At 71.5% G+C, this 13,519-nt stretch carries 8 protein-coding genes and 3 pseudogenes; 8 read left to right on the plus strand and 3 right to left on the minus strand.

Annotation, left to right across the window (positions count from 1 at the left end; genetic code table 11):
* Positions 1 to 3,415 (minus strand): annotated as a pseudogene (locus ABT063_RS01675) (type I polyketide synthase); the annotation flags it as partial.
* 432 nt (positions 3,416 to 3,847) lie between these two features.
* Between ABT063_RS01675 and ABT063_RS01680 the strand changes: the two are divergent.
* From ABT063_RS01680 to ABT063_RS01710, 7 genes and pseudogenes are all read left to right on the plus strand, one after another.
* Positions 3,848 to 4,987, plus strand: coding sequence for a WS/DGAT domain-containing protein (locus tag ABT063_RS01680; RefSeq protein WP_351055040.1), 1,140 nt, complete (start codon positions 3,848 to 3,850; stop codon positions 4,985 to 4,987).
* Between the two features lie 82 nt (positions 4,988 to 5,069).
* Positions 5,070 to 5,342: an acyl carrier protein gene (locus tag ABT063_RS01685; RefSeq protein ID WP_351055041.1), complete on the plus strand. Its 273-nt coding sequence runs from the start codon at positions 5,070 to 5,072 to the stop codon at positions 5,340 to 5,342.
* A complete protein-coding gene (locus ABT063_RS01690) occupies positions 5,339 to 6,553 on the plus strand; it encodes a beta-ketoacyl-[acyl-carrier-protein] synthase family protein (RefSeq protein WP_351055043.1) in 1,215 nt (404 codons plus the stop codon). The genes ABT063_RS01685 and ABT063_RS01690 overlap by 4 nt, the downstream gene beginning before the upstream one ends.
* Positions 6,554 to 6,562: 9 nt before the next feature.
* Positions 6,563 to 7,897, plus strand: a complete 1,335-nt coding sequence (locus ABT063_RS01695; protein ID WP_351055044.1) for a wax ester/triacylglycerol synthase domain-containing protein — start codon at positions 6,563 to 6,565, stop codon at positions 7,895 to 7,897.
* A gap of 486 nt (positions 7,898 to 8,383) precedes the next feature.
* Positions 8,384 to 8,515 carry a hypothetical protein gene (locus tag ABT063_RS01700; RefSeq protein ID WP_351055045.1) on the plus strand — a complete coding sequence of 44 codons (132 nt, stop codon included), beginning with the start codon at positions 8,384 to 8,386 and terminating at the stop codon, positions 8,513 to 8,515.
* A gap of 120 nt (positions 8,516 to 8,635) precedes the next feature.
* Positions 8,636 to 9,148 carry a hypothetical protein gene (locus ABT063_RS01705; RefSeq protein ID WP_351055046.1) on the plus strand — a complete coding sequence of 171 codons (513 nt, stop codon included), beginning with the start codon at positions 8,636 to 8,638 and terminating at the stop codon, positions 9,146 to 9,148.
* A gap of 180 nt (positions 9,149 to 9,328) precedes the next feature.
* Positions 9,329 to 10,095 (plus strand): annotated as a pseudogene (locus ABT063_RS01710) (SDR family NAD(P)-dependent oxidoreductase).
* Positions 10,096 to 10,262: 167 nt separating this feature from the next.
* On the opposite strand, the pseudogene ABT063_RS01715 reads toward ABT063_RS01710, so the two are convergent.
* Positions 10,263 to 11,614, minus strand: a pseudogene (locus ABT063_RS01715) (flavin-containing monooxygenase).
* Positions 11,615 to 11,795: 181 nt separating this feature from the next.
* Here ABT063_RS01715 and ABT063_RS01720 point away from each other — a divergent pair.
* On the plus strand, positions 11,796 to 12,752 hold the full coding sequence (locus tag ABT063_RS01720) for an expansin EXLX1 family cellulose-binding protein (RefSeq protein WP_351055047.1): 957 nt from the start codon (positions 11,796 to 11,798) through the stop codon (positions 12,750 to 12,752).
* A 37-nt stretch (positions 12,753 to 12,789) separates the two neighbouring features.
* Here the strand turns inward: ABT063_RS01720 and ABT063_RS01725 are convergent, their stop codons facing one another.
* Complete coding sequence (locus tag ABT063_RS01725) at positions 12,790 to 13,380, minus strand: TetR/AcrR family transcriptional regulator (RefSeq protein WP_351055048.1); 591 nt, start codon at positions 13,378 to 13,380, stop codon at positions 12,790 to 12,792.
* Positions 13,381 to 13,519 lie beyond the last annotated feature (139 nt).

The raw sequence follows: 13,519 nt of genomic DNA on the forward strand, positions 1-13,519 counted from the left end.
AGCCCAACCCCGCATGCCCGGCGACGTCATGAGCCGTAACCCCGACGGAGCCCAACCCCGCATGCCCCGTCGAGTCCAGCGCGAGCAGCGACAGTACGCCGTCGAGCGTGCCGCCCGCGTCGGCCATCCGCTTCTCCAGCAGCTCCGCCATCCGCCGACGGTCCGCGTCCTGTGGCCCGACCGGCACGCGCACCGTGCGGCCGCCGAGCCGGTCGATCACCCACGTCATGCGCGTGACCAGTTCCTCGTCGACGCCGGCCGGCGGTGTCATCAGCAGCCATGTGCCGGACAGCGAGGGCGGCACCGCGGTCGGCGGGGCCACCACCGGCCGCCACCGCACCCGGTAGCGCCACTGGGCCGGGTCCGACACCGCCGCGGTCGGGGCGGGCTTGTGCGCCCTCGCGGTGGACTCGAGCCAGTAGCGCCTGCGCTGGAAGGCGTACGTGGGTAGTTCGACGTGCGCCGCGCCCCGCCCCTCGTAGAGCGCGCGCCATTCGACGTGCACACCGCGTACGTGCAGTTCGGCCAGCGCCGTCTGCAGGGTCGCCGCCTCGGGGCGTCCGGCCCTCGCCGCCGCCACGAAGGTGGAGCTTGTCGCGTCCTCGGGCAGGCAGCCGGCTCCCATGGCGGACAGCACCGCGTCGGGGCCGAGTTCCAGGTAGGCGGTCACACCCTGCTGGTGCAGGCAACGCATGCCGTCCAGGAACCTGACGGCCTCGCGCACGTGCCGCACCCAGTAGTCGGGCGAGGCGAGTTGCTCGGCCGTGGCCGGCTGCCCGGTGAGGTTGGAGACCACGGGCAGGAGCGGAGGCCGGTAGGTGACGCGCGCGGCGACCTCGCGGAAGGCGTCGAGCATGTCGTCCATGTGCGGGGAGTGGAAGGCGTGGGAGACCGTCAGCCGCTTGGTCCTGCGGCCCCGCTCCCGCCACAGCGCGACCACCTCGGCCACCGCGTCCGCGTCGCCCGCGACGACGGTCGCGGCCGGGCCGTTGACCGTCGCCACGACCACCCGGTCCCCGAACCCGGCCAGGGTCGCCAGCACTTCGTCCTCGGCCGCCTGCACCGCAGCCATCGCGCCGCCCGGCCGGCAGGACTGCATCAGCCGTCCCCGTGCGGCGACCAGCGCGCACGCGTCGTCCAGGGACCACACTCCGGCCAGGTGGGCGGCCGTCAACTCGCCGATCGAGTGCCCGATCAGCACGTCCGGGACCACGCCCCACGACTGGAGGAGACGGAACAGAGCGGTCTCGTACGCGAACAGGGCGGGCTGTGTGTACGCGGTCTCGTTCAGCAGCGCGGCCCCGTCTGGTCCCTCGACGCCCTGGGAGCCCTCGGATCCCTCGGAGCCCTCGGAGCCCTCGGGCGCGAACATCACCTCCCGCAGCGGCCGTTCCAGATGGACGTCCATCCGGGCGCACACCTCGTCCAGGGCCTCGGCGAAGACCGGGTACACGGCGTACAACTCGCGCCCCATGCCGGGGCGTTGGCCGCCCTGCCCGGTGAACAGCGCGGCGAGCCGCCCGTCCACGAGCTCCGGCGGCACGCTGCCGCGCGTCACGCCCGGCGCGGCGCCGCCCTCACCCACCGTCAGCAGGGCACGTACGGCCTCGTCGCGGTCGGCCGTGACGATGACGGCGCGGTGCTCGAAGCGGGTACGGGCCGCCAGGGTGAACCCGGCGTCCGGCAGGTCGACTTCCGGGTGGTCGGACAGGTACGCACCGAGGCGTCCGGCCTGCTCGCGCAGCGCCACCTCGGTCCGCGCGGACACCACGACCGGCAGGGCGGGCTGGGCGGCGACGGGCTCCGCCGGGGCCTCCTCGATGATGGCGTGCGCGTTCGTGCCGCTCACGCCGAAGGCGGACACGGCAGCCCGGCGCGGACGACCGGTGCGCGGCCACGGCACCGGTTCGCGCAGCAGCTCCACGGCGCCCGCGGACCAGTCGACGTGCGGGGAAGCCTCGTTGACGTGCAGGGTGCGCGGGAGCACCTCGTGGCGCATCGCCATCACCATCTTGATCACTCCGGCCGCGCCCGCCGCCGCCTGGGCGTGCCCGATGTTCGACTTCAGCGATCCCAGGCGGAGCGGCCGGCCCTCGGGCCGGTCCTGGCCGTACGTGGCGATCAGCGCGTTCGCCTCGATCGGGTCGCCGAGCGCGGTGCCGGTGCCGTGCGCCTCCACCGCGTCCACGTCGGCCGCGCTCAGCCGGGCCCTGGCCAGTGTCTGCCGGATCAGCCGTTGCTGGGACGGCCCGTTGGGCGCGGTCAGGCCGTTGCTCGCGCCGTCCTGGTTGGTGCCGGTGGCGCGCAGCACCGCCAGCACCCGGCGGCCCGCGCGACGGGCGTCCGAGAGCCGCTCGAGCAGCAGTACGGCCGCGCCCTCGGCCCATCCGGTGCCGTCCGCGTCGGCGGAGAACGCCTTGCAGCGTCCGTCCGGGGCCAGACCGCGCTTGCGGCTGAACTCCAGCAGCATGCCCGGCGTCGACATCACGGTGACGCCTCCGGCCAGCGCGAGGTCGCACTCACCGGTGCGCAGCGCCTGCGCCGCCGCGTGGAGCGCGACCAGCGACGACGAGCACTGCGTGTCGATGGTCAGGGCCGGTCCCTCGAACCCGAAGGTGTAGGAGACACGCCCGGAGACGACGCCCAGGGCGTTGCCGGTGAGCATCTGTCCCTGCGCCTCGTGCGGGGCCTCGTGCCAGGCGGGCCCGTAGTCCTGGAGCGACACGCCGGTGAAGACGCCCGTGCGGCTGCCGCGCAGGGAATGCGGGTCGATGGCCGCCCGCTCCATCGCCTCCCAGGAGATCTCCAGCATCAGCCGCTGCTGCGGGTCCAGTGCGGCCGCCTCGCGCGGGCTGATCCCGAAGAATCCGGGGTCGAACTCGCCCACCCCGTCGAGGAATCCGCCGTGCCGGGTGTACGCGGTGCCGTGCTGCTCCGGATCCGGGTCGTACAGCCCGTCCAGGTCCCAGCCCCGGTCCCCGGGCAAGCCGCCGATCGCGTCCCCGCCCTCGTCGACCAGCCGCCACAGGGCCTCGGGGGAGTCGATTCCGCCGGGCAGGCGGCAGCCGAGGCCGACGATGACCACCGGGTCGTCGGCGGTGCTCCGGGTTTCCGGCGCGGCGGATTCGGGCACGGTCGAGACGCCCAGCAGCGCGGAACGCAGATATTCGACCAGGGCGCGCGGCGTCGGATAATCGAACAGCAGAGTGGCCGGCAGCCGAAGCCCGGTCGCGTCCGACACTCCGTCCCGGAACTGTTGCGCCACGTGCCGGTAGATACCGAGGCGCCGCCACGGAGCCTGTGCCTCGACGGGGAGGCAGGCCGCTTCCGCGTCGGTGACCGCGGATATCTGTTCCTTTACCACTTCCAGCAGCGCGGTGTACTGCACAGCCGGAGAGAGATTGACCAGCCGCTGAAAATCCACCGTCTCACTCTGCACTCGCAACGCCCATCCCAGCACCCAATACTGTCGCCGGTGAATTTCCGGCCGCCCGAGCGATGATAGAGGCTGTGCGATTGCAATGTCCAGTAAAAGACATGTTAATGAGAATCGTATTATTTACCGAGCCCCGCACACACCATATCTGAATCTCGGGCGACATTGTGACGGGCACGTGAAGCGGCCACGTCAGTTTCATATGAGCAGAATAATCACCGTCCAAAAACGCCCCAAACGTGCGTTATGGTGATTGCGCCACTTTCTCCGGCCAGCACTGCTTCCTAAGGGTTCATGATGATGAATCGCATGAGGTTCCCGTTTGCGGATGAGTTGCTGGCGTCGAACGGATGCGCGGGAGTAGTCGGTGTCACCGCCGTGCTTTCAGGAGATCCGCCGCATATCGACGACGTGAGGTCCCGGGTGGTGGAGCGGTGGGGACCGCTGGACCGGATGAGCTGGGTGCGGGCGACCCCCCACAACCAGCCGGCTCGGTTTCACTGGACATGTCCGGGAAGGTTCGACGCCGCGGCCCAGGTCCTGGACTCGGGTGAAAAACTCGAGGACCTGCTGACCTCCCACGTCGACCGTCCACTCGGATACGAACTGCCGCCCTGGCGACTGCTGGTGGTCCGGGACGCCGCCTACGACGGTGACTTCGCCCTGGCGTTGGTGGCACAGCACGCCCTGCTCGACGGCCGGTCGCTGGTCACGCTGTTGAGCCTGCTGATGGACGACGCACCCGACCCCGCTCCAGCCCTGCGTCCCCCTCCTGCCGTACCCGCGGAAGGAGTGGGCTGGAGAGATGTCGGCAGGGAACTGCTCACCTTGTTCGCGCCGGGCCAGGCCATCCCGCTCGGAGCGACGGGTGATCCCCGCCCCTCGGTGGCGACCGTCGCGCTGCCGTCGGAGGTCGTGCGGACCGCCTGCCGACGGCGGATCGACGGGGGCCGCGTCACGCTGAACCACCTGCTGGTGGCCTCGGTGACCGGTGCCCTGTCCGCCCGTTACGGGCCCGCCGGCCGATGGCCGCGGGCTTCCCGTCCCGTCTACGCCATGGTGCCCTGCGATGTGCGCGGCGGTCATGAGGCCGCGGAACTGGGCAACATCGTCGCCGCTCCCCGGTTCCCCCTGCCCCTCGACCTCGACGACCCCCTGGACCGGCTGCGGGCCAGTGGCCGGCTCGTGGCGGACATCCGGCACCGCGGCAGGGCTCAGAGGGCGCTCGGATCGGCGTTCGAGACCGCGCGGCACTTCGCCCCCTGGCTGCCCAGAACCCTCGGCACCCACGGGGTCGACGCGTCCCACGTAGCCGCCGCGATCACCTCGCTGAAGTGGCCGGTCACAGCCAGTTCGTGGAACGGCGGGCCGCTGATCCGGCTCGTGTGTCTCTCCCCCCTGCACCGGCCGGGAAGCGCCGCCTTCAGTCTCGCGGAGGTTGTCGGCACGGTCACCCTCACCGTGGTCTGTCACCTCTCCGCGGGGGAAGCACAACGGCTCGCGGAGGCGATCACTCAGGAAGTGGAGGCGTTGGCCGAGCACGCGGGCTGACGCCCGCTCCCGGAAGTCCACCATGCCCACGATCCGACGGCGGGCCGCCGCCGCCGGACAACAGGAAGGCACGCAAGGACGCATGACAGTTGATCAGCAGCAGGTGCTGGATGCGCTACGCCCCCTGTGCGCCGAGGTGATGAGCGTTTCCCTTGAACGGGTCGTCGCGTCGGCCCGCCTGGTGGCCGACCTCGGGGCCGACAGCCTGGACCTCACCGAACTCGAAGTCGCCATCGAAGCGACGTTCGGCGTGCGGCCCGAGGCTTCCCAGGTCAGGGGCGTGGCCACGGTCGAGGACGTCGTCCACCTCATCATGGGGCTGCGCGCGGGGAGCCAGTCGAGTGTGGTCGTATGAAGGGCGGCCACGTCGCCATCACCGGGCTGGGCGTGCGGAGTGCGGCGGGACACACTCCCCCGGAGTTCTGGCAGACCCTGCTGCGGGCCCGGCCCACCGCACGCCTCCACGCCTTCGACGACGCCCGCTCCGTACAGCACGCGGCCTGCGCGATCATCGACTTCGCCCCTGACGGCTACCTGACGCCGAAGGAGGCACGTCGTACGGACCGGTCGTCACAGATGGCCCTGTGCGCCGCCACCGACGCGATCCGCGACGCGGGCGGGCTGGCCGCCCCGCCCCGCCGACGTGCCGTGGTGACCGGCACCGGATACGGCGGGGTCATCTCCCAGGAAGACGGGCTCGGCAACCCCGGTTCCCTGTACGCGCCGCTCCTGATGCACAACGCCGGCGCCTACTGGATCACCGCCCGGCACAGCATCACGGGTCCCAGTCTGACCGTCTCCACCGCATGCGCCTCCGGCACGCACGCGATCGGCGAAGGCATGCAGCTGATCCGCTCGGGTGCGGCCGACGTCGTCGTGGCGGGCGGACACGACGCCCCGCTCACCGCCACGACCGCCCTGGCCTTCGCCAGAGCGCGCGCGATGGCCGGCGGGTACGACGACCCGTCGACGGCCTCACGCCCCTTCGACGCCGACCGTCTCGGCTTCGTCCTGGGCGAAGGGGCGGCCTTCCTGGTCATGGAACGACTCGACGCCGCGCGCGTCCGCGGCGCACGTGTCTACGCGCTGCTGACCGGGTACGGACGCACCTCCGACGGCTACCACCTGACCGCACCCCATCCCGACGGGGCGGGAGCACGCGCCTGTATCGAGCAGGCGCTCGCCGATGCCGGCACGGCACCCGACAGCGTCGTCCACGTCAACGCCCACGGCACGGGCACCGAGCTGAACGACCTGGCGGAGGCGCGGGCTCTCGCCGCGGTCTTCGGGCCCGGGAGGGTGGCGGTCACCGCGCCCAAGGGGGTTCTCGGTCACGCCCTCGGCGCGGCCGGCGCCCTGGAGGCCGTGGCGACGGTCCTCTCCGTGGCCGAGGGACTCGCACCGCCGACGGCCAACCTGACGAGGCCCGACGCCCGGTGCGAGATCGACGTGGTCACCGGCGAACCGCGCAAACTCGGCGCGGGGCCAGTGATCAGCAACAGCTTCGCCTTCGGCGGCCACAACGCCTGTCTCGTCTTCGCGGAAGCCGGTGCAGATGAGCTATGAGGATGCGGAATGACTGACGCGATGAGACTGCCGGCTGTGGACGAGGGCCACATCCGTACGGGCCGCCCCGGCGTCATCGGGATCGCCGCCGTCTTTTCCGGACGCGGACCCGAGCTCGCCACGATCCGCGCCCGCGTCGTCGAACGCTGGAGCGAACTGCCCCGCGTGAGCTGGACTCTACGACCGCCACCGCGGCGGCCCGGAATCCGCGCGGGTGCCTCGCTGTCGAGCCACCGGTGGGCCGCTGCCACCTCCGCGTTCGATCCCGAGTCCCAGGTCCTCGCAGCCGACGAGAAACTCGAACCGCTGCTGCGCACCGTCATCGAGCAGCCGCTTCCCACGGATCTGCCGCTGTGGCGGATGTGGCTGACCGAGGGCGCCTCCTACGGAGGCGACTTCGCCGTCGTACTGCTGGCTCACCACGGTCTGATGGACGGCCGCTCGCTGGAGACCCTGATGCGACTGCTGATGGACGAGCCTCCGTCCTCGCGCCGCTTTGCCCGCCCCCCACAACCGTCCGCCGTGACGATGAAGGATGCGGGCAGGGAACTGCGTCGCATGCGAGCCGGTGGCCAGGCACTCCCGCTGCCCTCACCTCGCGCCGCCGAGGCCTCGGTCGCGGTGGCGGACCTTCCGGCCCAGGTGATCCGGGCGGCCCGACGCCTCCCGGCCGGTGGGCCGGACGCCACGCTCAACGAGCTGCTCCTGGGATCACTGGCCGGCGCCCTGCGAGCCCGTTACGGACCGGTCGCCAGGTGGCCCGAGGCGCCTGCGCCCCTTCACGCCACGGTTCCGGTGGACCTGCGTTCCGGCGCCGACGCGTACCGCCTGGGCAACATCGTCACCGCTCTGCGCCTGCCGCTGCCGGTCGACGGCGACTCCCCCGCGGACCGCCTGCGCGCCTGCCAGCGGCTGTGTGCCGAGCTGCCCGCCCGCACCGAGGTCCACCGCAAGGTACTGCCCCTGCTCGAAGCCGCGGCACGCCCCGGCCCCTGGGTTCCGGCGCTGCTGGCCCGGCATCTGATGCAGCCCGACGTGACCCCGACGGTATGCACGGCGTTCAAGTGGAGAGACAGGGCCAGCACTCTGCACGGACGCCCGCTGGTCCGCGTCATCCCCCTTCCCCAGCTGCACCGACCGGGCACGGCCAACCTGTGCCTCATGCAGACCGGCGACACCTACACCCTCACCGTGGTCAGCAACCACAGGCCCGGTGAGGCCACGGAGCTCGGCGACGCGGTCGCGCGTGAGCTCGAGCAACTCGCGGCGGGCCAGAAGGGGACGCCTTCTGGCGTATCCGGCGCGCCCACGCAGGACGATACGGATGAAACGTGGTCATGCTGAAGTGAGCCGGCCAGCGCTGTCCCCGTCCGCGCTCTCCCGGTTCGCGCCATCCGGTCCCTCGCTGTTCGGTCCCTCGCTGTTCGGATCGGTCCGCTCCGCCGCGCAGTGGCTGACCGGCGTACCGGCGGCACTGCCGGTGGTCGGGCCCCTGCTGCGACCTCGGGCGCCCCGGCTCTGGCGGACCCCCGGCGGCGTGCAGATCGAGGTCCAGCGCCTGGGACGGCCCGGGACGGCCGGCGCGGCACGCGAGGTGGAGACCACGCTGCGGGGGATGCCGGGGGGGTACCGCGCCGAGGTGAACGGCACGCCGGCCCTCCTCGGTGCGGGGCGCCGCCGGTGTCGCCGCGCGGGCGGGACGGACGGAGGGGCATACCGTGCCGGAAAGGGAAAATTCACCCCCAGGTCACCCTGGTGCCGCCTTCCGGAAGCCGTGAGACCGCACAAAGGAGCGGTACCCAGCACGACGCACACGAAAGGCGGCTGAACATGCCGCACATCCTCGGCACGATCCTGACCCAGGTGGCGGTCGCCCTCCTCGAGGCCGCCCTCATTCGCCTGTCCATCCAGCTCTGGAAGGCGTTCGTCGGCAACGGGCGCCCGGTGGCCGCTCACGCCTGACCCGGCACCGGACACAACCTCTGTCCTTTTTGACGCATTTAAGTGGTTTGTCGCGGCCCAGGGGTGGAAGCGTGGTGAGGGAGGACACATCCACACGCTTCCCAGCACGGGAGGACGGAGATGACTTCCCCGCAGCCCCAGCCAGAACAACCACTGACCCAGGAACAGCGAGCCCAGACCGCTACGGCCCCGACACAGGCGCAGACCACGGTGGCTCCCACACCCGCCCAGGCGCAGCAGGCGCCCGAGGCTCCGGCGGAGCGCCGCGAGGAGGAAGCACAGGGCCTGGAGCCCGGCGCGGTCGGCAAGGTCGTGCACCTGCACACCGCGCACCCCCGGGTCCCGATCCCCTATGTGACCCCGGGCGACTTGTTCAGCGGCGCCGGCAGGGGCACCTCGATGCTCCCCTCGCCCCGCAAGATGGTCTACTACGGGATCCTCGGCGGCATGACCGTGGCCGGAGCCCTGCAGTGGCCGGTCGCGGTCGCCATCGGCGCCGCCACCGAAGTGATCACCCGCGAGCAGGCTGCACGGCAACGCGCCGAGCAGCAGGAGCAGCAGCGCCGGCGACCGGACACCGAGCCTTCCGCCCGGACGGAAACCACCCAGCCCGCGCACACAGCGACGGCATGACCGACGCCTTCGCGTCGTGAACGCCGCTGGGGTCCGGACGCGGTCCAGCGTCCGGACCCCAGCGGCGTTCCCATGCCCGCATCCGAACCGGTTTCCGCCTTTATTACTTGACTCAAGTAATGCTCCCTGCTTGCTTGTCCAGGACAAGCAGGCAACCGCCGAGGGAGTCGAGGAGCACCTATGGTCAGCACCGGTTTGGCGGGGCGCAGCGTCGTCGTCACGGGAGCGGCGTCCGGCATCGGCCGGGCCGCGGCCCTGAAGTTCGCGCGGGAGGGCGCCAAGGTAGTGGTGGCCGACCTGAGCCAGGGGGCGCCGAAGAGACCGTCAAGGAGATGGAGGCCGCCGGGGGCGTCGGCCTCGCGGTCGTCGGCGATCTGAGCGACCAGCAGGTCGTGGACCGGGTCGTCGAGCGTGCCGTGGAGGCGTTCGGCGGCCTGGACGTCCTGGTGAACAACGCCGGGATCATGGACCGTATGTCGGCGCTCGGCGAGGTCGACGACGCCGAGTGGGAGCGGGTCATCCGGATCAACCTGACCGCGCCCTTCCTGCTCACCCGCGCGGCGCTGCCGCACATGCTGGCCGCGGGCCGCGGTTCCATCGTCTTCACCGGCTCCGAGGCGGGCCTGCGCGGCAGCGCGGCGGGCGCGGCCTACACCGCCTCCAAGCACGGCGTCGTCGGCCTGGTCAAGAACCTCGCCGTCATGTACCGCACGCAGGGCATCCGCGCCAACCTCGTCGCCCCCGGGCCGACGGCGACCCCCATCAAGGTCGACACCGACCCCGAGGCCCATGGCCCGGCCGTGATCGGCCGGCTGATCGGAGCCAACATCGGCCGGCTGGGCACCGCGGAGGAGCAGGCCGACGCCATCGTCTTCCTCGCCTCCGACGCCGCCGCCTTCATCAACGGAGCCGTCCTGCCGGTCGACGACGGTTGGGCCGCCGTCTGACGACGGCCCTCCCCCCACGCCCTTCCGGGACGGTCTCAGGCCCGGCTGTTCACCGTGGACCTTGGAACCCCACAGCCGGTTGGGCGGGTTGAGCCGCTCGGTCTGCCAACGGGCGCTGGTGACCTGCCGGTTGCCGGTGTCGTCGAACCGGCTGGGAGATCCGCTGCTCATGCCGGCTGCTCCGACTCCGCCAGGACGTCGTCCATGCCGCCCTCCGCGCGCCAGCGGCGGAGCAGTTCGTGGAAGGCGACCGGCCCGTCGCCGTACGACTCGCTCCGCTCTCTGGGCCTGCCCTCGTTGTTGTAGTAGCCGGGGGTGCACTCGGCCTGGAACTCGTGCAGGTCGGCGGCCTTCGCGCGGATCGTGGCCACCCAGGCTTCCTGGGCCTCGGCGGTCGGTTCGACGTACCGGGCCTGCCGCTTGCGCGCCTCGGCGACGATCTCGGCGACGTGGGTCGCCTGCTCGTCGAGGATGTGCACGTAGTTCACGGCGGAGGCGTTCTGCGGCGGGCCGAGCTGGAAGAGGCCCGGACAGGATCCCCGGCACCCCGGCCTGGAAGCCGGTCGCGAAGATGACGCAGTCGACCTCGCACTCGGTGCCGCCGACCACGACGGCGTCCTCGGTGATCCGCTCCACTCCGTGGGTGTCGGCGGTGCCAGCCCGGCTGCAGCGACTCGACCCACTCCGGGTCCGTGGGACGCTGGCCGCGCACGTCCACCGTGGAGGGCGTTCGCTGGAACACGTACAGGTGCCCGGCGTCACGGCCAAGGTGCGGGACGACCTGGATCGCGGTCGCGCCGGTGCCGATGACGGCCACCTGCTTGTCGGCGAGCTTGCGCAGGCCGCCGTCCGCGTCACCGCCCGTGTAGTCGTAGTCCCAGCGGCTGGTGTGGAACATGTGCCCCTTGAACGTCTCGATGCCGGGGACGGCGGGGAGTTTGGGCATGCTGAGCGTTCCGCTGGAGATCACCACGTAGCGGGCCCGCATCCGGTCACCGCGGTCCGTGCCGACGATCCACTCCGAGTCGGTGTCGTCCCAGCGCAGTTCGCTCACCTGGGTCTGGAAGCAGGCGTCCCGGTAGAGGTCGAAGTGCCGCCCGATCGCCATCGCGTGCTGCCGGATCTCCTCGCCCGGCGCGTACTTCCACTTCGGGACGTGGTTCAGTTCTTCCAGCAGCGGCATATAGACGTACGACTCGATGTCGCAGTGGATGCCCGGGTACCGGTTCCAGTACCAGGTCCCGCCGAAGTCGCCGGCCTGCTCGATCACCCGGATCGGCTCCACGCCCGCCTGCCGCAGCCGCGCCCCGGCGAGCAGCCCGCCGAACCCGCCGCCGATCACCACCGCCTCGACCCGGTCGCGCAACGGCTCCCGAGCGACGAACTCGGTGTACGGGTCGTCGGCGTACGAGCCCGACTCGCCGGTGAGGCGCCGGTACTGCCCGTTGCCGTCGGGGCGGATCCTGCGGTCGCGCTCGGCGCGGTACTTCGCGCGCAGGGCGTCGGGGTCGAAACCCAGGGCAGGCTGACGGCCTGCGGCCGGTTTCCTGACGGAAACCTGACATGACCGAGATCACATCTCCATTCGGCCGAAACCTCGGCAACCTTTACGGACCCCGCGACCACTGATGGGTCGGGAGCTCCCTCCACCGGAGCCTCACACGAACGCGCGTTCTCCCGAACTACGTAAGGGCTCATCCGTGGCGTCCCCTTCTCACCGCCGTCTTCCGCGCAAGCGGGGCACCGTCCTCGTCTCCGCCGCCGTGGCGGCCGTCGCGCTCGTCGTATCCCTGGTCATGGCTCTCCACCCCGACCGCGAGGACGATGACGGGCGGTCAGCGGCCACGTCCGTCGCCGACGCCCGGACGCCCGTGCCTCCCGCGACGCCAGGGCGGAAACCGTCCACGGCGCCCCCGACCGCGACCGCCGGTGCGACGACCCCGGCGGCTACCGCGACCACCGCTGCGGCTACCGCGACCGCCGCGGCGACGCGGCCATCGGCTAAGACCACCCCCCAGCCGGCCTCCGCCGTGGCACCGTTGGCGGGACGGATTCGGCCCGACGTCACCTACCGAGGAGTCGCCACCGTCTACGACGCCGGGACCGGCGACGGCGCCTGCTCGTACGGCCCGAGCGACGACCTCATGATCGCGGCGATGAACCACGCCGACTACGAGTCGTCCAAGGCGTGCGGGGCGTATGTGCTCGTTCGTGCGGCCACCGGGGCCTCCGTCACGGTCCGGATCACCAACGAATGCCCACTGCCCTGCGCACCCGGGCAACTCGACCTCAGCGCACAGGCCTTCGCCGAACTCGCCGACCCGTCGCGCGGCCGGATCCCGATCACGTGGACCCTGCTGAGCCCCGGCACGCCCGACACGGTCTCGATCCGGTACAAGACCGGGTCCAGCCGCTGGTGGTGCGGCATCCAGGTGATCGGCCACCGGAACCCGATGGCGCGGCTGGAGGTGCGCACCAGCGGCGGCTGGACCCGGCTGCCCCGTACCGAATACAACTACTTCCTCTCCGACCAGGGCAGCGGGTGTGGCGGCGCGATCAGGATCACCGACATCTACGGAGAACAACTGACCGTCGACGGGATCGCGCTGCGGCCGAACGTCGTACAGCCGACCCGCGTGCAATTCGCCGAACGCTGACCCCGCCGCAGGGCCCCACCGCTGCCCTCACCGATGGTCAGTGCGGTCGGCGCAGTCCCGCGATGAGGAGTTCGACCAGTCGACGTGCGTCGTAGCGGGGATCGCTGTCCGCGCCGATGCAGAGGTTCCCGACGCCGCGCATGAGCTCGTAGGCCTCCAGGTCGGAGCGGATCTCGCCGGCGGCGGCCGCGGCTTCGAGCAGTTGGGCGCACACGGGCACGAGCCGGTCGAGGAAGTAGGCGTGCAGCGTCTCGAAGCCGGCGTCGTCGGAGTGCAGCACGGCGGCGAGTCCGTGCTTGGTGACCAGGAAATCGACGAAGAGGTCGATCCATTGCCCCAGTGCGGCGTGCGGAGTCGCGCTGGTCGCCAGCAGGGCCGGCCCGGCCTCGGCGCAGGCGTCGACCTGGTGCCGGTAGACGGCGATGATGAGATCCGCTCGCGTCGGGAAGTGGCGGTAGATCGTGCCCAGCCCGACCCCGGCCTTGGCCGCGATGTCGCGTACCGGCGCTTCCACGCCTGACGTGACGAAGACCGCGGCGGCCGCGTCGAGCAGGGTCTCCTTGTTGCGCCGGGCGTCCGCCCGCTTGGACTGGGCCGCGCGCCCCGCGCCCTTGTCGCTGTCGTTCACCGCGCCGCTCCCTCCGCTATCGAGCTTGCCAAAACGGAACAGCGTTCCATATCGTTCCGGAACGAGGTTCCGTTTGCTCATGATGTCAGAGCAGGAGCCGACAACCAAGCCACGCGTTGCCACCACGCTTCATCCGCAA

This window comes from Streptomyces sp. NPDC002838 (assembly GCF_040295365.1).
GTDB lineage: Bacteria > Actinomycetota > Actinomycetes > Streptomycetales > Streptomycetaceae > Streptomyces.

Coding starts and splice junctions, on each gene's coding strand:
- ABT063_RS01695 (WP_351055044.1), top strand. CDS start 6,563: ATGACTGACGCGATGAGACTGCCGGCTGTGGACGAGGGCCACATCCGT.
- ABT063_RS01690 (WP_351055043.1), top strand. CDS start 5,339: ATGAAGGGCGGCCACGTCGCCATCACCGGGCTGGGCGTGCGGAGTGCG.
- ABT063_RS01685 (WP_351055041.1), top strand. CDS start 5,070: ATGACAGTTGATCAGCAGCAGGTGCTGGATGCGCTACGCCCCCTGTGC.
- ABT063_RS01700 (WP_351055045.1), top strand. CDS start 8,384: ATGCCGCACATCCTCGGCACGATCCTGACCCAGGTGGCGGTCGCCCTC.
- ABT063_RS01705 (WP_351055046.1), top strand. CDS start 8,636: ATGACTTCCCCGCAGCCCCAGCCAGAACAACCACTGACCCAGGAACAG.